This window comes from Achromobacter sp. ESBL13, assembly GCF_036668755.1.
Lineage (GTDB): Bacteria > Pseudomonadota > Gammaproteobacteria > Burkholderiales > Burkholderiaceae_B > Achromobacter.
The window spans coordinates 746986-767999 of record NZ_JAZEVT010000002.1 but is presented as its reverse complement, the minus strand read 5'-3'; the positions used below and the strand labels follow the sequence as shown (position 1 = coordinate 767999).

The 21014-nt window shown below is 65.1% G+C and carries 20 protein-coding genes; 8 read left to right on the top strand and 12 right to left on the bottom strand.

From position 1 onward, the window contains the following. Nucleotides 1-67 precede the first annotated feature (67 nt). Nucleotides 68-517 carry a helix-turn-helix domain-containing protein gene (locus tag V6F88_RS12305; protein WP_442880295.1) on the top strand — a complete coding sequence of 150 codons (450 nt, stop codon included), beginning with the start codon at nucleotides 68-70 and terminating at the stop codon, nucleotides 515-517. A gap of 157 nt (nucleotides 518-674) precedes the next feature. On the opposite strand, the gene V6F88_RS12300 is transcribed toward V6F88_RS12305, so the two are convergent. Continuing rightward, nucleotides 675-1238, bottom strand: a complete 564-nt coding sequence (locus V6F88_RS12300) for a SecDF P1 head subdomain-containing protein (RefSeq protein ID WP_332609785.1) — start codon at nucleotides 1236-1238, stop codon at nucleotides 675-677. Nucleotides 1239-1630: 392 nt separating this feature from the next. On the opposite strand from V6F88_RS12300, the gene thiC reads away from it, so the two are divergent. After that, nucleotides 1631-3544, top strand: a complete 1914-nt coding sequence (thiC, locus tag V6F88_RS12295) for a phosphomethylpyrimidine synthase ThiC (protein ID WP_332609783.1) — start codon at nucleotides 1631-1633, stop codon at nucleotides 3542-3544. Nucleotides 3545-3639: 95 nt separating this feature from the next. Here thiC and V6F88_RS12290 read toward each other — a convergent pair whose 3' ends face one another. The 7 genes from V6F88_RS12290 to gpmA form a co-directional block, all read right to left on the bottom strand. Next, a complete protein-coding gene (locus tag V6F88_RS12290) occupies nucleotides 3640-5052 on the bottom strand; it encodes an FAD-binding oxidoreductase (RefSeq protein WP_332609782.1) in 1413 nt (470 codons plus the stop codon). Then, nucleotides 5049-5768, bottom strand: coding sequence for a FadR/GntR family transcriptional regulator (locus tag V6F88_RS12285; RefSeq protein ID WP_332609780.1), 720 nt, complete (start codon nucleotides 5766-5768; stop codon nucleotides 5049-5051). Before V6F88_RS12285 ends, V6F88_RS12290 begins: the two co-directional genes overlap by 4 nt. A 116-nt stretch (nucleotides 5769-5884) precedes the next feature. Beyond that, nucleotides 5885-7084 carry a GGDEF domain-containing protein gene (locus tag V6F88_RS12280; protein ID WP_332609778.1) on the bottom strand — a complete coding sequence of 400 codons (1200 nt, stop codon included), beginning with the start codon at nucleotides 7082-7084 and terminating at the stop codon, nucleotides 5885-5887. Between the two features lie 138 nt (nucleotides 7085-7222). Continuing rightward, nucleotides 7223-7978 carry a HesA/MoeB/ThiF family protein gene (locus V6F88_RS12275; protein WP_046803163.1) on the bottom strand — a complete coding sequence of 252 codons (756 nt, stop codon included), beginning with the start codon at nucleotides 7976-7978 and terminating at the stop codon, nucleotides 7223-7225. Beyond that, entirely contained in the window at nucleotides 7975-9420 is a 1446-nt protein-coding gene (locus tag V6F88_RS12270; RefSeq protein ID WP_332609777.1) for a S41 family peptidase, read from the bottom strand. Before V6F88_RS12270 ends, V6F88_RS12275 begins: the two co-directional genes overlap by 4 nt. Before the next feature lie 69 nt (nucleotides 9421-9489). Beyond that, complete coding sequence (locus V6F88_RS12265) at nucleotides 9490-11100, bottom strand: murein hydrolase activator EnvC family protein (RefSeq protein WP_332609776.1); 1611 nt, start codon at nucleotides 11098-11100, stop codon at nucleotides 9490-9492. A gap of 7 nt (nucleotides 11101-11107) precedes the next feature. Further along, on the bottom strand, nucleotides 11108-11860 hold the full coding sequence (gene gpmA, locus V6F88_RS12260) for a 2,3-diphosphoglycerate-dependent phosphoglycerate mutase (protein ID WP_046803160.1): 753 nt from the start codon (nucleotides 11858-11860) through the stop codon (nucleotides 11108-11110). Between the two features lie 184 nt (nucleotides 11861-12044). On the opposite strand from gpmA, the gene V6F88_RS12255 reads away from it, so the two are divergent. From V6F88_RS12255 to V6F88_RS12235, 5 genes are read left to right on the top strand one after another with little or no spacing between them, the layout of a single operon-like run. Next, on the top strand, nucleotides 12045-12467 hold the full coding sequence (locus V6F88_RS12255; RefSeq protein WP_046803159.1) for a rhodanese-like domain-containing protein: 423 nt from the start codon (nucleotides 12045-12047) through the stop codon (nucleotides 12465-12467). 46 nt (nucleotides 12468-12513) lie between these two features. After that, nucleotides 12514-12771: a glutaredoxin 3 gene (grxC, locus tag V6F88_RS12250; RefSeq protein ID WP_006216244.1), complete on the top strand. Its 258-nt coding sequence runs from the start codon at nucleotides 12514-12516 to the stop codon at nucleotides 12769-12771. A 39-nt stretch (nucleotides 12772-12810) separates the two neighbouring features. Next, entirely contained in the window at nucleotides 12811-13359 is a 549-nt protein-coding gene (secB, locus tag V6F88_RS12245) for a protein-export chaperone SecB (RefSeq protein WP_219991339.1), read from the top strand. Between the two features lie 14 nt (nucleotides 13360-13373). Next, the gene (locus V6F88_RS12240) at nucleotides 13374-14456 is read left to right on the top strand and encodes an NAD(P)H-dependent glycerol-3-phosphate dehydrogenase (protein WP_332609774.1); all 1083 of its coding nucleotides are present in this window, start codon (nucleotides 13374-13376) and stop codon (nucleotides 14454-14456) included. A 48-nt stretch (nucleotides 14457-14504) separates the two neighbouring features. After that, nucleotides 14505-15497, top strand: coding sequence for a Bug family tripartite tricarboxylate transporter substrate binding protein (locus tag V6F88_RS12235; RefSeq protein WP_332609773.1), 993 nt, complete (start codon nucleotides 14505-14507; stop codon nucleotides 15495-15497). Nucleotides 15498-15631: 134 nt separating this feature from the next. Here V6F88_RS12235 and V6F88_RS12230 read toward each other — a convergent pair whose 3' ends face one another. Then, the gene (locus V6F88_RS12230; protein ID WP_046803156.1) at nucleotides 15632-16102 is read right to left on the bottom strand and encodes a tRNA (cytidine(34)-2'-O)-methyltransferase; all 471 of its coding nucleotides are present in this window, start codon (nucleotides 16100-16102) and stop codon (nucleotides 15632-15634) included. A 97-nt stretch (nucleotides 16103-16199) separates the two neighbouring features. Next, complete coding sequence (locus tag V6F88_RS12225; protein ID WP_332609772.1) at nucleotides 16200-16637, bottom strand: ComF family protein; 438 nt, start codon at nucleotides 16635-16637, stop codon at nucleotides 16200-16202. A 363-nt stretch (nucleotides 16638-17000) separates the two neighbouring features. Here V6F88_RS12225 and V6F88_RS12220 point away from each other — a divergent pair, with 363 nt between their 5' ends. Then, complete coding sequence (locus V6F88_RS12220; RefSeq protein WP_332609771.1) at nucleotides 17001-17936, top strand: methyltransferase domain-containing protein; 936 nt, start codon at nucleotides 17001-17003, stop codon at nucleotides 17934-17936. Nucleotides 17937-17946: 10 nt separating this feature from the next. Here V6F88_RS12220 and V6F88_RS12215 read toward each other — a convergent pair whose 3' ends face one another. Continuing rightward, nucleotides 17947-19188, bottom strand: a complete 1242-nt coding sequence (locus tag V6F88_RS12215) for a YbdK family carboxylate-amine ligase (protein ID WP_332609769.1) — start codon at nucleotides 19186-19188, stop codon at nucleotides 17947-17949. A gap of 329 nt (nucleotides 19189-19517) precedes the next feature. Continuing rightward, complete coding sequence (locus V6F88_RS12210) at nucleotides 19518-20987, bottom strand: TrkH family potassium uptake protein (protein ID WP_332609768.1); 1470 nt, start codon at nucleotides 20985-20987, stop codon at nucleotides 19518-19520. Nucleotides 20988-21014 lie beyond the last annotated feature (27 nt).

The following is a 21014-nucleotide window of genomic DNA, read 5'->3' as shown; positions in this document are numbered from 1 at the left end:
CCAAAACTATCACCCAGGTAATGCTTATAACCACCAAAGTAAATCATGAGCAAGCTTCAATCGACTCGTGAAGACATTTTCAGACCGATTGAAGCAAGCCCGTCTTCTGCGTGGTCACACGCAGAAGACGCTCGCTCGTCTTGCGCGAATCTCGCAAAGTGCAATCGCCAGTTACGAAAACGGGCTTCGGCATTCCAGCCGGTCCGTCCGTAAGCTTGCGCAGATTCTCAAGATTGAGCTTGAGTGGCTGGAGACCGGCAAGGGTCCCATGGAATTGCCCATGGAAGGCTATGACCTGTCAGATACGCTGCCCGCAGCGGGCGTTGCCGAGACCATGCCGCGCATGGTCCGACGGCCCCGTCCGCAAGCGCCCTGGCCGTTTCCCAACATTGCGCCGTCGCAATTCGACGGCCTGACACCCGATGACCGCGCCATGCTGGAAGCCCTGACGCAAACCTTCATCGAGACCGCCCAAGCCCGCCGCACGGTCAAACCGCGCGGCCGAAAAATCGGCTGATTCATCCCGCCAATCCGATGCGCGCGACTGCCGCGTCGCCCGTCGCGGGCAAAAAAATATCCGCACCTTTCGGTGCGGATATTTTTCATTCAAGTCCCTGCGATTAGCTGATTTTGCCGTTTTTGCCGCTTCGGCTTATTCGCAGGAAGATCAGCGATCAGGGCTTGGGGGTGGGTGCGGGCGCGGCGCCACCGGCAGCCGGAGCGGGCGGTGCGTCGCCACGGATCTTGGCGGCGATTTCGGACGCGGCTTGCGCCGAGGCCACGCCAAAGGCCAACACGCCACGGTTCAGGGGTTCGGCGATGCTGGGCGCGGCGACCAGTTCCTGATCGATCACCAGTGCCAGGCGGTTGCCGACGTTCTTGGTGCTGACATCCGTCAACTTGCGCGCGCCGGCTTCCGAGAACCGCAGGCCCACGAAGTTCTGGCCTTGGCGGTCTACCAACGCGGCCGCGTCGGTGAGATCCGCGCGCGTCAGCACGGGCACTTCCTGCATGTAGAGTTTGCCGTCGGGCAGCGCGATTTCGCGCAGGCCGGGGCCGGGTTGTTGTTGCGCCAGGTAGAAGTCCACCGAGGATGCGGTGGCCGGCTGGGTCGACTGCTGGCCGGCTTCGGGCGTGGCCGCGGCGCCGGACGATTTCGTCGGGGCGGTCTTGCAACCCGCCAGCGCCAACGTCACGACAACCAGGGCGGGCGCCAATTTGCGTAGGGTCAGTTGCATGCTCGATTCCTTCTTTTAAGTTAGCTATGCCCGGCGAGTCGATGGCAGGCCGGGCGTTTTGGTTGAAAAAAGTGTACCGAACCTAAATGACGGTGTCGCCGCAGACTGAATCCAAATGTAAAGCAGTAATACCAGCTCTCGGCAGCGAACGATCTTTGAATGATTTCATGCGCGCAAATCATCACATGCGCCGGGCGACGTTGGCGCGATCTATACTTCGGGCTCGCGCAGGGGTACTCGTCCCGCCTTTTCAGGCGGCGCCGGGTTGAGAGAGTCCCTTCGTACCAGTACGGATAATGCCGATGCTGGGAGCCGTATTTCCGCCTGGCGTCGCTGCACGCCAGGTGGAAGTCCATTCCCGATCGGCTCCAACCACTTGCTTGGAGCTTTCCATGAACGCCAATCCCAAATTCCTGGCCGCTACCGCCGAAGTCGACGCGGCGGCCGTCGCACCGCTGCCCAGATCGCGCCGTGTGTACGAGACGGGCTCGCGCCCGGACATCCGCGTGCCATTTCGCGAGATCGAGCAGGACGACACGCCGACCATGTTCGGCGGGGAAAAAAATCCGCCGCTGACCGTCTACGATTGCAGCGGCCCCTACACCGACCCCGACGCCAAGATCGATATCCGCCGCGGCCTGCCCGAGCTGCGCCGCGCCTGGATCGAGGAACGCGCCGACACCGAAGTGCTGTCCGGCCCGACCAGCGATTACGGCAAAGAACGCCTGACCGATCCGAAGCTGACGGCCATGCGATTCGACCTGCAACGCCCGCCACGCCGCGCGAAGGCAGGCGCCAACGTGTCGCAGATGCACTATGCCCGGCGCGGCATCATCACGCCCGAAATGGAATTCGTGGCGATCCGCGAAAGCCTGCGCCGCGAGCACTACCTGCAAACGCTGCGCGACAGTGGCCCCGATGGCGAAAAGATGGTCAAGCGCCTGCTGCGCCAGCACCCGGGCCAATCGTTCGGCGCCGCCATCCCCGCCGCCATCACGCCGGAATTCGTGCGTGACGAAATCGCGCGCGGGCGCGCCATCATCCCGGCCAACATCAACCACCCTGAAGTCGAGCCCATGGCAATCGGCCGCAACTTCCTGGTGAAGATCAACGCCAACATCGGCAACTCGGCCGTCAGCTCGGGCATCGGCGAAGAAGTCGAGAAGATGACGTGGGCGATACGCTGGGGCGGCGATACGGTGATGGATCTGTCCACCGGCAAGCACATCCACGAAACGCGGGAATGGATCATCCGCAATTCGCCGGTGCCCATCGGCACCGTGCCGATCTACCAGGCGCTGGAAAAGGTGGACGGCAAGGCCGAGGACCTGACGTGGGAGATCTTTCGCGACACGCTTATCGAACAGGCCGAGCAAGGCGTGGACTACTTCACGATCCACGCGGGCGTGCGCCTGCCGTTCATTCCAATGACGGCGGACCGCATGACGGGCATCGTGTCGCGCGGCGGGTCGATCATGGCCAAGTGGTGTCTGGCGCATCACAAGGAGAGCTTCCTGTACGAGCGCTTTGAAGACATCTGCGACATCATGAAAGCGTATGACGTCAGCTTTTCGCTGGGCGATGGGCTGCGCCCGGGCTCGGGCTACGACGCCAATGATGAAGCGCAATTCGCCGAGTTGAAGACGTTGGGCGAACTGACGCAGGTGGCGTGGAAGCACGACGTGCAGGTGATGATCGAGGGGCCGGGTCACGTGCCGATGCACCTGATCAAGGAAAACATGGACCTGCAACTTGAGCACTGCCATGAAGCGCCCTTCTACACACTGGGCCCGCTGACCACCGACATTGCGCCGGGCTACGATCACATCACGTCGGGCATCGGGGCTGCGCTGATCGGTTGGTACGGCACGGCGATGCTCTGCTATGTGACGCCGAAAGAGCACTTGGGCCTGCCCAACAAGAAGGACGTGAAGGACGGCATCATCACGTACAAGATCGCGGCGCATGCGGCGGACTTGGCCAAGGGCCACCCGGGCGCGGCGATCCGCGACAACGCGTTATCAAAGGCGCGCTTTGAATTCCGCTGGGACGATCAGTTCAACTTGGGCCTGGACCCGGACACCGCCAAGGAATTCCACGACGAGACGCTGCCGAAGGATTCGATGAAGGTAGCGCACTTCTGCTCGATGTGCGGCCCGCATTTTTGCAGCATGAAGATCACGCAGGACGTGCGCGATTATGCGGCGGCGCAAGGCGTCAGCGAGAAGGACGCCTTGCAGAAAGGCATGCAGGAAAAGTCGGTGGAGTTCGTGAAGAAGGGCGCCGAGGTCTATCACCGGCAATAGGCGCGGGTGGCAGCCGCAGCGCGGCCGGCTCCGGGAAGGGAGCGCAGGCCGCGCGCGCGGGAACCGGCGCGGATCAAGACAGTGCCAGTGTTGCCTTACAGCAATTTGCCCGGGTTCATGATCCCGGCCGGGTCCATTACCTTTTTAATGTCACGCATCAAGCGCAGCTCGATGGGGTCCTTGCTGTGCAGGAAGTGGTCGCGCTTGAGTTGGCCGATGCCGTGTTCGGCCGAGATGCTGCCGCCGTAGCGGTTGACCTCGTCCAGCACCGCGTCGGTAATTGCCGCGCCATTCACGGCGACCCAGTCACGCGCCGCGCCGGCGGGGCGGGACAGGTTGTAGTGCAGGTTGCCGTCGCCGAAGTGGCCGAAGATGAACGGGCGGATATCGGGAAACAGCGCGCGCACGCGGGCCTCGGCGGACTCCATGAATTCGGGAATGCGTTCGATGGGCAGCGACACGTCGTGCTTCAAGTGCGGGCCATCGGCACGCTGCGCTTCGGAGATTTCCTCGCGCAGCTTCCACAAGGTCTGCAATTGCGCCATCGATGCCGACACGGCGGCATCCAGGCACAAGCCGCGTTCCAACGCCGTGCCGATCACGTTTTCCAGCAAGGCCGTCAGTCCGGCTTCGTCGGCGGTGTCGGCAAGCTCGATCAACACGTAAGCCGGGTAGCGCTGATCAAAGGGTTCTTGCACGCCTTCGGCATGCGTCAGCACCAGGTCCAGGCAGTCGCCAGAGAAATACTCGAACGCCTGCAAGCGCGCGCCGCACTGCTCGAACAGAATCTCGAACAGTTGCAGCGCCTGCGCGGGCGACTCAACCGCCGTCAGCACCACGGAACGCACGTCGGTACGCGGGAACAGCCGCAAAGCCACCGCCGTGATCACGCCCAGCGTGCCCTCGGACCCGATCAGCAACTGCTTCAGGTCGTAGCCCGTGTTGTCCTTGCGCAGCGTGCGCAGGCCATTGAAGATTTCGCCGGTGGGCAGCACGGCTTCCAGGCCCAGCACCAGCTCGCGCGCCATGCCGTAGCGCACCACGTTCACGCCGCCGGCATTGGTGGCCACGTTACCGCCGATCTGGCTGGAATCTTCCGCCGCCAGGCTTAGCGGTAACAAGCGGCCGGCGTCTTGCGCGGCGCGGCGCAGGTTGCCCAGAATGGCGCCCGCTTCGGCCACCAGCGTGTTGGCCACCGTGTCGATGGAACGCACGGCGTTCATGCGGTCCAGACTTAGCACGACGTTCCTGGCGCTGCCGTCGGGCGTGGCGCCCCCGCACAGGCCGGTGTTGCCGCCGCGCGGCACGACCGGCACGCCTTCCTGCTGGCACAACGCCAGGCAGGCAGCCACTTCGGCCGTGTTGCGCGGGCGCACGACGGCTTGGGCGTGTCCGTTATACAGGCCGCGCCAATCGGACAACCAGGGCGCGATGTCGGCTTCGGCGGTGAACACGGTGTCGGGGCCCAGGGCTTGGACCAGGCGTTGCGAAAAGTCGGATGCGTTCATGAGTTGGGCGTGGCTGCGGGAAAAAGTTGATCGAGTTGCAGGCGGGTGGCCGCCTGCTGCAAATGACGGACGGCGGCTTGCCGGGCACGGTCGGGGTTGCGCGCGCGGATGGCTTCGAACACGGCGACATGTTCCTGGTGCACGGCAGCGGTCAAGCCGTCGTGCAAGCGGCTGTTGGATCGCGCGGTGCTGACGGCCAGGCGCAGCTGGCGGTTCAGGTACTGCAACAGGTCCTGATAGCTGCGGTTGTGCGTGGCGGCGGCAATGGCGACGTGAAAAGAGATGTCGTGCTCAACGCCATGTTCGGGGTGCTCAAGGTGCGCTTCAAGCGAAGCCAGCGCTTGCGCCATGGCGGTCAGGTCGGCGGCGTTGCGCCGCAGGGCGGCCAGCGCCGCCGCGCCGCCTTCCAGTTCCATGCGCAGTTCATAGACGTTGGCCAGTTGCTCGCGATTGACGGCGATGCCGCTCGACACCTGGAACCCCTGCCCGCCGGTACGCGATACGACGGTGCTGCCCGACCCCTGGCGGCTTTGGATCAGGCCCTGCGCCCGCAGCCGTTCGGTGACTTCGCGGATCACGGCGGCGCTGACGCCGTATTGGTCCGCCAGCACGCGGCCGGGCGGCAGCTTGGCGCCAACAGGATGCACGCCGTCGGCGATATCCGTGGCGATCTGCTGGGCGACTTGTTCAGTCAGGGTGAGGCTTTTGGTGAGCATCGGCCCATTATAGACAACCTTTCAGGTTATCTGATAACTTCTGGCCGCGGGCAGGATAGCGGCGCGCGATGCCGGGCTGCCGGTGCGGCAAGCGCTGCTGCGGCTCTTGCCCGCCCTCAGGCTGCCGCCGTCGCGCTGTCGTCGCCGGCCACGGTGGCTTCGCTCATCGGCGTCACCCCGCCGTCGACTTCGCAGCAGCGGCCCCCCCTGGCTTTGGCGCGGTACAGCGCGGCGTCGGCGCAATCCAGCACCGCCTGCGGGTTGCGATTGCCGGCCGAAATGATCGAAATGCCGATCGACATCCCCACAATCACCCGCGTACCGTCCGCCAGCGCAATGGGCTGCAAGGCGTCCAGCAGCAGATGTTCGCCCAGCCGCAACGCCGCCGTGGCGTCGATGCCAGTCACCAGCACGATGAATTCATCCCCGCCGATCCGGGCCGCTACGTCGTCCACCCGCAGCATGGCGCGCATGCGCCGGGCGATCGTGGTCAACACCAGGTCGCCCGCGGCATGCCCGTAGGTGTCGTTGATGCGCTTGAAGTCGTCCATGTCCATGTAGAGCAGAGCCGCGTCGCTGTCGTGCCCGCGCGCACTGGCGCAGACGCGCTCCAGGGCCACTTGAAGGCCGGTGCGGTTGGCCAGCCCGGTCAGCGCGTCTTCATTGGCGCGGCGTTCGCTGGCGCGTTCGGCCAGCATGGTGGACACCAGGATGCGGTTCAGCCGATGTGATGCGATGGTCATGCTGACCAGGTAGAACGGAATCTGGATAAAGACGATGGCCGTAACGATTTCGCCCGTGAACAAAGCGCCCAGGCACATCGGGCCCAGGCTCAGGAAGATCATGGCGGCCACCAGCCGGGGCGCGCCATAGTTGCGAAAGCAGATGCCGCCCGCCATCGCGCCGCAAGATATGCCCGCCAGCGTTGCGGCCAGCCAGTCGCCGTTGATGAAGGTGATGAAGACGCCATAGCCCACGCTGAACGCCCACAGCAGCGCCAGCAGAATGTAGAGGTCGGTATGGGTGTTGCCGCCCTTGGGCGCGGCGCGCAAGGCCGCGCGCAGGATCGTGACGCGCACGATGGCCAGCACCACTTCCAGCAGCAGCCAGGATACGTACAGGGGTTCGGGCCGCCGCCAGGTCACCACGCCCGAAATCATCAGGGTGTTGATGACGCCGCCGGCAAAGATGGGCAGCGTGCCGAACAGGCTGGCGATCAGCGCGGCGCGGATGTCCGCGGGCGTATCCGGCCCGGAATGGGTAAGCCAGCGCGTCAGGCGCCACTTGGGCAAGCTGAACTTCAGTCCTGTTTCCACGCCGTCACGTCCACATTGCCGCCTTTGATTTCGGTAGGCTGGCTGGCGTTATAGCAGGTATTTCAGGCCTTTAATATTGTCCGCAAGGGCAATAAGGGCACACCGGGCTGCGGAATTCGCGTTGCGAAAAAGCCCGTTTCAGCGCCCGCGATGGCCGCAAACGGCGCATTCCGGGTCCCGCTGTACGTTGACGCTGCGCCATTGCATGGTGCGCACATCCAGCCAAAGCAGCCGACCCGACAGGCTTTCGCCTACGCCGGACAGCAGCTTCAGGGCTTCGGCGGCCTGCATGCTGCCGATGATGCCCACCACCGGGGCAAAGACGCCCATGGTGGCGCAGTTGGCTTCCTCGACGTCGTCGGCTTCCGGGAACAGGCAGTGGTAGCACGGCGCGTTGTCGTCGCGCAGGTCGTACACGCTGACCTGCCCGTCAAAGCGGATGGCGGCGCCCGACACCAGCGGCTTGCGATGCTGCACGCAAGCGCGGTTGATAGCGTGGCGGGTGGTGAAGTTGTCGGTGCAGTCCAGCACCAGGTCCGCCGCGGCAACGGCGTCGGACAACGCATCGCCTTGCAGCCGTTCGACCCGGGCGTGCACCCGCGCCTGCGGGTTGAAGGCGGCCAGCATGTCGCGCCCCGACTCGGCCTTGTGACGGCCGACGCTGGAGGTGGTGTGGAGAATCTGGCGTTGCAGATTGCTGAGCTCGACGGTGTCGTCGTCAGCAAGCGTGATGTCGCCTACGCCGGCAGTCGCCAGGTAGAGCGCGGCGGGTGAACCGAGTCCGCCCGCCCCCACGATGAGCACACGCGCCGCCAGCAGTTTTTCCTGCCCTTCGATACCCAGCTCGTCCAGCAGGATGTGGCGGGCGTAGCGCAGCAGTTGCTCGTCGTTCATTTGTCCTTGTTGGGCTCGACTCCGGTCGGCGTGATCTTCATGCGCGTGGGAGTGCCGCCACCGGCCTTGGCATCAGCCTTGGCCTGGGCGCGCGCCGAACCCTTCTGCACCGGCTTGCCGGCCAGCACATTCAGCGCTTGTTGCAGTTGGAAGTCGTCCTTGCCGCCGAATTCAAACACCTTCGTCGGCACGTCCACGTTGTCTTGCGCCGAGTTGGACTTCACCTCGTTGGCGGTCTCGGGGTTGGACAGGTGGCGTTGCAGGTCGGCTTCGCGCGGCAGGCGGAACAGGTCGCCGTCGGCTGTGTCGGCAACAACGTAGTCGGGTTCGATACCGGTGGCCTGGATGGAACGGCCGCTGGGCGTGAAGTAGCGCGAGGTCGTCAGCTTGACGGCGGTGGATTCGGACAGCGGCAGGATGACCTGCACCGAACCCTTGCCGAACGTGCGATTGCCCAGCACCTTGGCGCGCTTGTGGTCTTGCAGCGCACCGGCCACGATTTCCGAAGCCGAAGCCGAACCGACGTTGACCAGCACCACCATCGGAACCGTCTTGGTCCAGGCCGGCAAGCCGGACAGGTAGTTGCTTTCACCGCGAGCGTATTCCGACGGCGTGGCCAGATACTTGTGGCGAGCGTCAGGCGTACGGCCGTCGGTGGACACCACCAGGGCATCCGGCGGCAGGAACGCGCCCGACACGCCGATGGCGCTGGTCAGCAAGCCGCCCGGATCGTTGCGCAGGTCCAGCACCAGGCCCTTGGGGGCTTCTTTCGCGCCCAGTTCCTTCAGTTGCCTGGCCAGGTCGGAACCGGTCTTTTCCTGGAATTGGGCAACGCGGACGTAGCCGATGCCGTTGTCCAGCATCTTGCTGCGCACGCTGCGAACCTTGATGACGTCGCGAACGATCTTCAGCACGATGGGCTGGGGACGGTCGGCGCGCATGATGGTCAGCGTGATGGGCGACTTGGGCGCGCCACGCATGAGCTTGACCGCATCGTTCAGGGTCATGCCCTTGGTGGGCGTGTCGTCGATCTTGATGATGAGGTCACCGGCCATCACGCCGGCGCGCGCGGCGGGCGTATCTTCGATGGGCGAGATGACCTTGACGAAGCCGTCTTCCGCGCCGACTTCGATACCCAGGCCGCCAAACTCGCCTTGGGTCGCCGTCTGCATTTCACGGAACGCGTCGGCATCCAGATAGGCCGAATGCGGGTCAAGGTTTGAAACCATGCCCGAGATCGCGTTGTCGATCAGGGTCTTGTCATCGACCGCTTCGACATAGTTGTTCTTGATGGCCGCGAAAACATTGCTCAGTTGCCTGAGCTCGTCCAAGGGCAAAGGGCTGCCGCGCTGGGCAACTGCCGTCACCCCTACGCTAAGCAATACGCCAGCCACCGCACCGATGGCAATCAGACCGAAACCGCGAAACTTGCGAGTGCCCATGCACACTTCCCGAATTTTGTTTTCGCCGATGGGGGTTTGGTAATTTACCAACGACTTGTACCTACCAACCTACTGGGCCAGCCACTGGGCCGGGTCCACAGGAGCGCCACGATGGCGAATTTCAAAGTATAGGCCGGATTCCACTTGGCCGCCGGTTGCCCCTACCGTAGCAATAGTATCGCCACCTGTCACCGAATCCCCCACCCGTTTGAGCAGACTTTGGTTGTAAGCATAGACCGTCAGGTATTGCTGCCCGTGATCCACAATGATGAGGTTGCCGAAACCGCGCAGCCATTCGGCGTAGACCACCGTGCCCGGCGCCACCACTTTGACCGGTGTGCCCTCGGGCGCGCGCAGCACCACACCGCGCCAGACGCCGCCGTCGGGGCGGTCGACCCCGAAGCGGCCCTGCACCTGGCCACGCACCGGCATGGCCAGGCCATGCTTCAGGCCGCTGCCGCCGCCCACGGGCGGAGCGGCGCGGGTCTGCTGCGCCGATGCGCTGCGGGTTGGAGTGGTCTCGGCCTCTGCGGGTTCCGCCTTTTTTGGAGGATCTTCCGATTTGGCGGATGCCTGGGCCGGCGCCTGGCTCGGCGTCTGGTTCGGATCCGTCAGGCGCGTGTGTTTGTGTTCAGCAGGACGTAATCCGGCGGCGTCCGGATCGGCGACCGCGACCGGGCCACGGCTTTGGCGCGACGCCGCTTCGACCTGTTCGCGCGCCCGGGCGGCATCGCTGGCATCGCGGCTATCGCGATCGCGGCGGGCGGCGATTTCGGCGGCCCGCTTGCTATCAGCCTCGGCTTTCTTGCGGGCCTCTTCGGCGCGGCGCTCGGCTTCGGCGCGCTTGCGGGATTCTTCAGCGGCGCGGCGCGCCTCTTCAATGCGGCGGGCCTCTTCGGCCTTCTTGCGCGCCTCTTCCGCCTTGCGGGCCTCTTCGATCTGCTTGGCAATGGCCGCGTCCAGATCGGTGATCAGGCGCGACAGGCGCTGGTCATCACGCCCCAGCTTGTTGGCTTCGGCGCGCTGGGCGGCGATCTGCCCTTCCAGTTGCGCCAACAGCGTGGCGCGTTCTTTTTGCTGCCCCACCAATGCAGCCTTCTGCTCGGACGTTTCCGCCACGACTTTTTCAATCTCGGCACGACGGGCGTCGGCGCGCGTTTGCAGCGCGGCCAAGCGGTCGATGTCGGCCCGCAGCGCCTTCACGGCATTGGCCCGCGCCTGCGACACGTAGTCCAGGTAGCCCAGATTGCGACCCAGCACCTGGGGATCGTCGCCGGACAGCAGCGCCGTCCAGGGCGACAGTCCGCTGGTGTATTGGGTACGAAGCTGATCGGCCAGCTCGGTACGGCGCTTGGCCAGCACCGTTTCCTGCACGCCGATCTGCTTTTCAAGACTGCTCAGATCCGTCTGCGCCTGCCGACCGGCATCGGCCAGTTCCCGCAGGCGCAGATTGATCTTCGAGATGGCCGATTCCGACTGCTTGAGCGCGTCGGCGGCTTCCTTGCGGGCGGCTTCGCGCCCGTCGATCTCTTTTTGCAGATTCTCGATGCGGTCGCGCAGTGCCGCCTGCTGACGCTCGGCGTCAGACTGGCGGCCGGCAAGGTCGTTGGGCGCGGCGCGAGCCGATAGCGCCCCACCGGTCAACATGACCGCCAACAACAACCCTGCCGTGCGACGCATAGAGATATCAGTCCTTCTTAGCCTTGCCTTGAGCGGCAACCGCAGCCATGGCCGCCTCGATCTCGGCGGCATCGCCCAGATAATAGTGGCGGATCGGGCGCAGGTCATCATCCAATTCGTAGACCAGGGGTTGGCCGGTGGGGATGTTCAGGTTGACGATGTCGTCATCGGACACGTTGTCCAGATGCTTGATCAGGGCGCGCAGGCTGTTGCCATGGGCGGCGATCAGCACGTTGCGACCGGCGCGGATGGCCGGGGCGATGGAATCGTTCCAGAACGGCAGCACCCGGTTCACGGTGTCTTTCAGGCACTCGGTGGCGGGCAGCTGGTCGGCCGGGATCTTGGCGTAGCGGCTGTCGAAACGCGGATGGCGTTCGTCGTCCAGTGACAACGGTTCCGGGGCGATGGCGTACGCGCGGCGCCAGATCAGGACTTGCTCGTCGCCGTACTTCGCGGCGGTTTCAGCCTTGTTCAGGCCTTGCAGCGCGCCGTAATGGCGTTCGTTCAGGCGCCAGTTCACGCCCACCGGGGTGTACATCGCGTCCATGGCGTCCAGCGCGATCCACAAGGTGCGGATGGCGCGCTTGAGCACCGACGAGTACGCCAGGTCGAAGGTATAGCCCTCTTTCTTGAGCAGTTCGCCGGCTCGGCGAGCCTGTTCGCGGCCGGTTTCGGTCAGGTCGACGTCGGTCCAGCCGGTGAAGCGGTTTTCCAGATTCCACTGGCTTTCGCCGTGGCGCATCAGAACAAGTTTATGCATGGTTTGGCACGCTTTCCGCGCGGGTTAAAGTTAAAGGATGGTTAAAGAATGCGCTCATTTTATAATTGAGTGATTTTGCCCTTGATTTTGCCCCGGCGCACTCGTCCAATTTCCTGGCGCGGCGCCCGCGGGTTGGCCGAGGGTTCGCCCATATCCGGCTAGCTGCCGCACTTCAGGATGACCCGTGGATCTTTTGCAATTCTTGCTCGATAAAAACAACGTCTTCATCGTCGGCGTCGCCGTGATCTCCGGCGTGATGCTGGCGATTCCCGCCCTGCGCAAGGGGCGCAGCGGCTCGGCCGTCAGCACTGGCGAGGCCATCCAGATGGTGAACCAGCGCAACGCCGTGTGGGTGGACGTGCGTCCCGTCGAACAATTCCAGGCGGGCCACATCGCCCAGGCACGAAATGTGCCGGCAGCCGACATCGAACAGAAAGCCGCCTCGCTGCCCAAGAACAAACCGCTGGTTGTGGTTTGTGACAACGGCCGCGATTCGGCCCGCGTGGCCGCCAAGCTGCGCGCCCAAGGCTTTGCCGACGCGGTGCCGCTGGACGGCGGCATGCGCGCCTGGTCGGCCGCCAGCCTGCCGGTCACCCAAAAGGGCTGAACCGGCGCTGTCCCATCATCAATCTTGAATCTATCGAGGAGCGCCTATGAATAAAGTCGTCATGTACAGCAAGGACTACTGTCCCTATTGCTCACGCGCGAAGGCCCTGCTCGAGCAGCGTGGCGTGACCGACCTGGAAATCATCCAGATCGACCGCGATCCGTCACAGCGCGATGTCATGATCGAACGTACCGGCCGACGCACCGTGCCGCAAATCTTCATCGGCGATACTCATGTCGGCGGTTGCGACGACCTGATGGCCCTGGACCGCTCGGGTGGCCTTGCCCCCCTGCTGAACGGCTAATCGCCTCTACTTTTGCCCCCTCCACCAACGGAATCACTCATGGCTGATCAAGACCAAAACACCCAGCAAGAAGGCGGCAACGACGCGCCCTCGTTCAACCTGCAACGCGTCTACCTGAAAGACCTTTCGCTGGAAATGCCGAACGCGCCTCACGTCTTCCTGGAGCAAGAAGCGCCCCAGGTTGAAGTCAGCATCACCGTGGGCGGCCAGCGTCTGGCCGACACCGTGTTCGAAACCACGGTCACCGTCACCGTCACCACCCGCATCAACGACAAGGTCGTGTACCTGGTCGAAGGCACGCAAGCCGGCATCTTCGAAGCGGCCAACATCCCTGAAGAACAGCTGGATCCGCTGCTGGGCATTGTTTGCCCGACGATGCTGTACCCGTACCTGCGCGCCAACATCGCCGACGCGATCACGCGCACCTCGATGCCGCCGCTGCACCTGACCGAAGTGAACTTCCAAGCGTTGTACGAACAGCGCCTGGCCGAGTTGCAACAGCAGCAGCAAGGCGCCGCCAACGGCAACGGCAACGGCAATGGCAGCGATTCGGGCATCATCCTGCCCGCCAGCGCTACCCGCCAGTAAGCGCGTCCGCCCCGATGAACCATCCCGCTCTGCCGCGCTTGCGCGTTGCCGTCCTGGGTGCGGGAAGTTGGGGCACCGCGCTGGCGGCGGCCGCCAGCCGCCGCCACCCCACCGTACTTTGGGCGCGCGACGCCGCGCAGGCCGCCGATATGGCCGCCTCGCACGAAAACGCGCGTTACCTGCCGGGCATCACCCTGCCCCAATCCCTGAATTTTTCGTCCGATCTGGACGCCACGCTGCGCAGCCTGCAAGCGGACGACGCGCGTCGGCTGATCGTGCTGGGCGTGCCCGTGGCCGGCCTGGCCGCGACCTGTAGTGAATTGGCCCGCCGCCTGCCGGTCCTGGGCCTGCAAGACACCCCTATCGTCTGGACGTGCAAGGGCTTTGAAGCCGACACGGCCAGGCTGCCCCATGAGATCGTGCGCGAGGCCCTGCCCGGCGCTATCGGCGGCGCCTTGTCCGGCCCGTCCTTTGCGCGCGAAGTGGCCCAGGGCCTGCCCGTGGCGCTGACCGTGGCCAGCACCCATACCGCCTTGCGCGATGCCACCACCGCCGCCTTGCACGGCGCGGCGCTGCGCGTCTACGCCAGCTCGGACCTGGTTGGCGTGGAAGTGGGCGGCGCCCTGAAGAACGTGATCGCCGTGGCCTGCGGCATCGGCGACGGGCTGGCGCTGGGCACCAACGCGCGCGCCGCCCTGATCACACGCGGCCTGGCGGAAATGACGCGCTTTGGCGTCGCGCTGGGCGCGCGCGGCGAAACGTTTGCCGGGCTGACAGGCCTGGGCGACCTGGTCCTGACCGCCACCGGCGAACTGTCCCGCAACCGCCGGGTGGGTCTGGAAATCGGCGCCGGACGCAAGCTGGCCGACATTCTGGCCAGCGGCATTACGGCCGAAGGCGTGCGCTGCGCGCGCGCCGCGCGTGACCGCGCCCGGGCCATCAATGTCGAACTGCCCATCACCGAAGCCGTCTGCGCCGTGCTGTTCGACGGCGTCGCCCCCATGACCGCCGTGTCGGCCCTGCTGGCGCGCGACCCGCGCGATGAAAGTGCGGACGCCAGCGGCCCCCTGGACGAATCGCTGGGCGGCCATCTTTGATTTCTTCCTGACAACAAAAAACCTGCCCCATCCGAGGAGACATCCTTCATGACGCAAACCCGACAATTCCGGGTCGGCCCGCTTCTGCGCGGCCTGTGCCTGAGCCTGGCCGCCGTGTTGCCGGCCGCCGCCCACGCCGACTGGCCGGATCGCCCCATCCACATGGTGGTGCCGTTTCCGCCGGGCTCGTCCCCGGACATCCTGGCGCGCACGATTTCCGAGCCGCTGTCGCAGGCGCTGGGCCAGCCCATCGTGATCGACAACAAGCCCGGCGCGGGCGGCAACATCGGCACGCGCGTGGTCTCGCAGGCCAAGCCGGACGGCTACACGCTGCTCTACACGATCAACGGCCCGCTGGTCACCGCGCCCACGCTGTACAAGAAGACGCTGGGCTACGACCCGATCAAGGACCTGGCGCCGGTCAGCCTGGTGGGCACCAGCCCCAATGTGCTGGTCGTGCCGGGCAGCCTGAAAGTCGACAACGTCCAGGACTTCGTCAAGCTGGTCAAGGGACGCGGCAATTCGCTGAACTACGGGTCGGTGGGGCCGGGAAGTTCGGCGCATCTGGCGATGGAGATGTTCAAGGAAAGCGCGGGCGTGGACCTGGCGCACATCCCCTATTCGGGCTTCCCCCAAGTCATTACCGCCATCATCGGCGGCGACGTGCAGGCCGGCTTCATGGTGCCGGCCATCGCGGTGCCGCAAGCGCGCGACGGCAAGGTCAAGCTGTTGGCGGTGACCAGCCTGCAACCCAGCGAGGCGCTGCCGGGCGTCCCGACGATGGCCTCGCAGGGTTATCCCGACTTTGAAGCCATTTCGTGGAACGCGGTGCTGGTTCCGGCGGGCACGCCCACGCCCATCATCGAACGGCTGAACAGTGAACTGGCGCGCGTCATCAACAGCGACGCCGTGCGCAAACAGTTGGCGTTGCAATACTTCACCCCGGCCCCGTCCACGCCCGAAGCCCTGACCACGCGCATCAAGAATGAAAAAGCGCGCTGGGACCAGGTGATTGAGAAGCTGAAGCTGTCGCTGGATTGAAGCGTCGGTGGCCGGGCCGGTGGGGTCCGGCCAGTCCTGATGACCGGCCCACGTCGCGCGGGCCACAACGGGGTCCCCTGCCACCCCGAGACGGTCGGAATCCGGCCCCGGTCTTTGCGCTTGGCGCCGCCGGCTTACGAGCCGCCTTCGAATCCCTGCTGACGCCAGGCTTCGAACACCGTCACCGCGACGGCGTTGGACAGGTTCAAGCTGCGCTGGCCGGCGCGCATGGGCAGCCGCAAGCGCTGCTGGGGCGGAAACATCGCCTGATGTTCGTCCGACAACCCGGCCGTCTCGCGGCCAAACACGAACACATCTCCCGGCTTGAACGCCACGTCCGCCACGCTGCGCTGGGCGTGCGTGGTCAGCGCGTAGATGCAAGACGTGTCCGCGCCGGTGTCATCCAGCGCATCCTGCAAGGTGTCGTGCACCCGCACGGGCTGCCACTCGTGATAGTCCAGCCCGGCGCGCCGCATGCGGGCGTCATCCAGTTCGAATCCCAGCGGGCGCACCAGGTGCAATTGCGCGCCCGTGTTGGCGCAGAGCCGGATGGCGTTGCCGGTGTTGGGGGGAATCTCGGGGCAGACGAGGATGACGTGGAACATGGCGGTAGGAAGCTGAAGCTAAGACGACTGGCCGCGCCAGAGTGGCGGCGTGGCGGAATTGTCGCCGATTTGGGCCCGGCAAGCCTGCCGCTGGTGATCAGGGCGTGCGGGCGGCCACCAGCACCGTCACACCGGCCGCGCCGGCTGCGATCAAGGCGGTGGCGGCGGCTTGCACCGTGCTGCCAGTGGTCATCACGTCATCCACCAACGCCACGTGCCGGCCGCGCACCATCGGGGTAGCGCCGAACAGGCCCGCCACCACGCGCCGCCTGGCGCGGCGACCCAAGCCCGTCTGCCGGGGCGTCTCGCGCAGCCGTCGCAACGCTTGGCGCGCCAACGGCACATCCAGCTGCGTGGCCAGGCTGCGCGCGATCTCTGCCGCGGGGTTCATGCCGCGCGCGCGTAGCGACGCGCGGCTGGCCGGCACCGGCGCCAGCAATGCGCCTTGCGGCAATCCGCCATCGCGCCGGATGGCGTCGGCCAGCAAGCGCGCAAGCACCGGCGCCATGCTCAGCCGCAGTTGGGTCTTCAGCATGCGGATCAGCGCATCGGCGGGCGGCGTGTAGTCAAAGGCCGCAATGGTCCGCCCGTAGGCGCGCGGCGCCCCCAGGCATGCGGGGCATGCCGACGCCGCTATCGGCAGCCGCAACGCGCAGCGCGGACAACGCGGCCGGGCGCCCGGCGGCGGGGCGGTGATATCCGCCGCACAGCCGCTGCACAGGCGCGCGCCCGTCACCCTGACCCCGCATAGCGGGCAATCACAGCCCACGCGGGACCGAAGACGCCGCCCCAAGGCCAGTAGGGGCAATCGAAGACGGCGGCCGGGATGCGCAATAATGGATGCCATCCCTTATGTAATCATGTTCCGCCCCGTGGCCAAGACGCGGGCGCGACCGAAATGTCCCTTCCAGAATCCGCACCGCTACCCTCTCTACCTATCGTCAGCACCGACGTGCCCAAGCAATTTGCCCGCCGTGGCGACTTGTCCGACGCGCAATTCCTCTACGGTGAAGTGGCGCGCCGCATGTTGGGCCGCCTGCAATACATCCGGGTGCAGCCGCAGGCGATGCTGGACGCGGGCTGTGGCGCGGGCGACAACCTGCCGCTGCTGCGCGAACGCTATCCCGACGCGGTCTATACCGGCCTGGACAATTGCGAACCGCTGCTGGAACTGGCCAGAAAGCGCCACGCCCCGGCCGGCCTGGGCGCCTGGATCGGGAAGCTGGCGCGGCGCGGGCCGGCCGCCCCGACGTTCGTCAACGCCGATCTTGCCGAAACGCGGTTGCCCCCGGAATCGCTGGAACTGGTGTGGTCGAATTTGGCCATGCACTGGCACCGCGCGCCACACGCCGTCCTGGCCGAGTGGCGCCGCATCTTGAAGGTGGGTGGGCTGGCGATGTTTTCCTGCCTGGGGCCGGCCACCTTGCGCGAACTGCGGCAAGCGCTGACCGACGCCGGCTTATCCACCGCCACGCCTTCCTTCGTGGACATGCACGACTTTGGCGACCTGCTGGTGGAAAACGGCTTTGCCGACCCGGTCATGGACCAGGAAATCCTGACGCTGACGTATCGCAGCCCCGAAAAGCTGTTGGCTGACGTGCGAGCGCTAGGCGGCAACCCGGCAGAAGGGCGTCGCGGTGGGCTGGTCGGCCGCGACTGGCGCGACCGCCTGTGCGCCGCACTGGAAGCGCAGCGCAATGCGGACGGCTTGATCAAGCTGAGTATCGAAGTGGCCTACGGCCACGCCTGGCGCGCCGCCGCGCACCGGACCGTAGCCGGAGAAACCCGGCTATCGGTCAGCGCAATCGGTGGCCGGCAACGCGGCAACCCCTGACATCCCGCTATCAGTGCAAGCGCTCCGGCAACGGCACGCTGACGCCGGGTTCCGATGCGGACAAGGGCTGCATCGGCTCGGAGTTTGCCCGGATGCGACGGCGCAACACCGCCGTGGGTTCGGCCGGTGCCGCAGCGGGCGCATCCCCGCGCCACGCATGCGTCATGGCATCCACCATCAGCGGCAGATCACGCAGACGATGGAACTGGCTACGCAGCCAGCGCGCATCGTTGCCACTGCGCATGGCGTCGTCGCGCAGCGCGGCGATCATGTCGCCCGTGCCCAGCTCTTCCGCCACCGGCATCAGGCGCTGGAACAGCGAACGCAGATGGTCCATCAGGCGCAGGCGCTGGCCGTCCGGCGTTACGTAGCTGCCTTGCAGGCCAAAGCGGCAAGCCTGGAAATGGTTGCTGCGGTAGGACAGCCAGGCGTTGTCGCTAGGGTCGTCCTCGCGCATCAGCAGCACGGCCAAAGCCTGCGCGAACGCGGCGATCTGGCAGGCGCGCTCCACCGTCAACGGCGTATCGCAGACGCGGATTTCCACCGTGCCAAATTCCGGCTTGGGACGGATGTCCCAATACAGATCCTTGATGCTCTCGGCCAAGCCGTAGGCACGCAGTTGCGACAGATGGGCCTCGAACTGGTACCAGTCCTTGACGTCGGGCGGCATGTGACCGGCCAACGGGAAGCTGTTGACGGCGTTCAAACGCGAGCACGAGAACAACGTATCCACACCCTCGCAATAAGGCGAAGACGCCGACAGCGCAATGAAGTGCGGCACGTAGGGCGACAGCCGGCGCAGCAGTTTGATGGAATCGTCGCCGCTTTGGACGCCCAGGTGGATGTGCTGCCCGAACACCGTGAATTGACGCGCCAGGTAACCGTACATTTCGGCCAAATACTGGAAACGCGGGGTGTCGGAAATGGAACGCTCTTGCCAGCGCATGAAGGGGTGGGCGCCGCCGCCGGCGACGGACACACCGACCGCATCGGCCGCTTCGACCAGCGCGTCGCGCATTTCGCGCATTTCGGCCAACAGGCCCATGGGGTGTTCGTGCACCGAAGAATTCAATTCGATCATGGACCGCGTGATCTCGGGTTTGACGCGGTCGGCAATGGGGTGATTGGCCATTTGGGCCAGCAGCTCATCAGAGGCTGCGGTCAGGTCAAAACTGCGGGGGTCGATCAGTTGCAACTCTAGTTCGATGCCCAGGGTGTTGGGGGCCGACGAAATGAACGGGATCGGTTCCATTCCGGACTCCTTTGAATGTTTGATGAGGGGGTGCGCCGTTCGACCTTGAAGCCCGGAGACATCCCGGGGGGCACTAGACGGCAGCTTGTGAAATGGATGATAGCCGCAGGTTTGTGGCAAAACGATTGAAAATCGTGACATTTGTGTGCAACATCGCGACGCACTTGGTTTTTCCCTCTGAGGATAAGTGAGCAAGCGCTTACAACTTAGGAACGGCGCGGGTCCCCGGCCGATGCGCGGCGCATCGTCAGGAAATACGCGGGATTCGAGATGGGGTGGGATTACCCTGGATCGGGTTATCCCTGATCAAAAAGCGGGGCCAGCGCCCCTTATTTGCGCCAGAAAATCGGCGTGAAAAGCACCAGCACGGTCAGCAATTCCAGGCGCCCGATCAGCATGGCGAAGGTGCACACCCAGATCTGAAAATCAGACAACACGGCAAAACTGCCCATGGGACCCACCGGCCCCAGGCCCGGGCCCGTGTTGTTGATGCTGGCAAAGATTGCCGAGAACGCCGTGATGGGGTCCAGCCCCGACAGCAGCAGCAGGCTGGTGAATACGGCGATGGACAGGCCGTAGAACAGCATGAACGCCAGCACCGACGACATGGTCCGCGTTTCCACCGCCCGCCCGTTGATCCGCACCGGGCTGACCGCGTGCGGATGCAGCATCGTCACCAGCTCATTGCGCGCCTGTTTGACCAGCAAGATCGCGCGGATCATCTTGATGCCGCCCCCGGTAGACCCGGCCGACGTGGCAAAGCCCGACAACAGCAGCATGGTCAGCGGGGCAAACAGCGGCCACTGGGCAAAGTCCGTGTTGGCATAGCCGGTGGTGGTGGCCATGGAAATGGTGTTGAACATGCCGTAGCGCAAGGCTTCCAGCGGCTCGGCGTAGACGCCCTTGATGTACAGGAACACCGAAATCACCACGCCCACGCCCAGCACCACGACCAGGTAGGGGATGGCCTCGGGGCAACGCACGTACGCGCGCGGGCTGCGCTGCCGGAAGGCGTTGAAGTGCGTGGCGAAGTTGATGCCGGCGATCAACATGAAGACCATGGCCACCATCTCGACTGCCACGGAATCAAAGTGCGCGAAGCCGTCGTCCCAGGTGGAAAACCCGCCCAGGCCCATCGTGGTGGCCATATGGCACCAGGCTTCGAACCAGGAAAGCCCTACCGCGCGGTAGGCCAGGAAGCACAGGATGGAGAACACGAAATACACCGCGTACAGCGCCTTGGCGGTGCTGGCGATGCGCGGTGTCAGCCGTTCGTCTTTCATCGGCCCCGGGGTTTCGGCCCGCACGACCTGATGGCCGCCCACGCCAAGCAGCGGCAAAATTGCCACCGCCAATACCAGGATGCCCATGCCGCCGATCCAGATCAGCGTGGCACGCCACAGGTTGATGGACGGCGGCAGGGTGTCCAGATGGGTCAGCACCGTGGCGCCGGTGGTCGTCAGGCCGGACATGGCCTCGAAGTAGGCGCCGGTGAACGACAGCGGCAATCCAGCCCGGTGGAAGTAGAGCATCAATGGGATCGACGCAAGCAACGGCAGGCCGGCCCACACGGCCGACACCAGCACGAAGCCATCGCGGGCGCGCAGTTCGCAGCGGCTGCGCCGGGTCAACGCGGCAAGCGTCCCCCCAATGCCCAGCGAAATCAGAAAGCCATGCAGGAACGCGTCGCGCGCGGCGTCGCCGCCCACATACGCGATCAGCAATGGAATCAGCATGGTGAGCGCGAACATCACCATGGTCAGACCCAATATGTACAGGGTGCCCAGGACGCGTTTCATGACAGCCTACCCGGCGGCGCCCGGCTC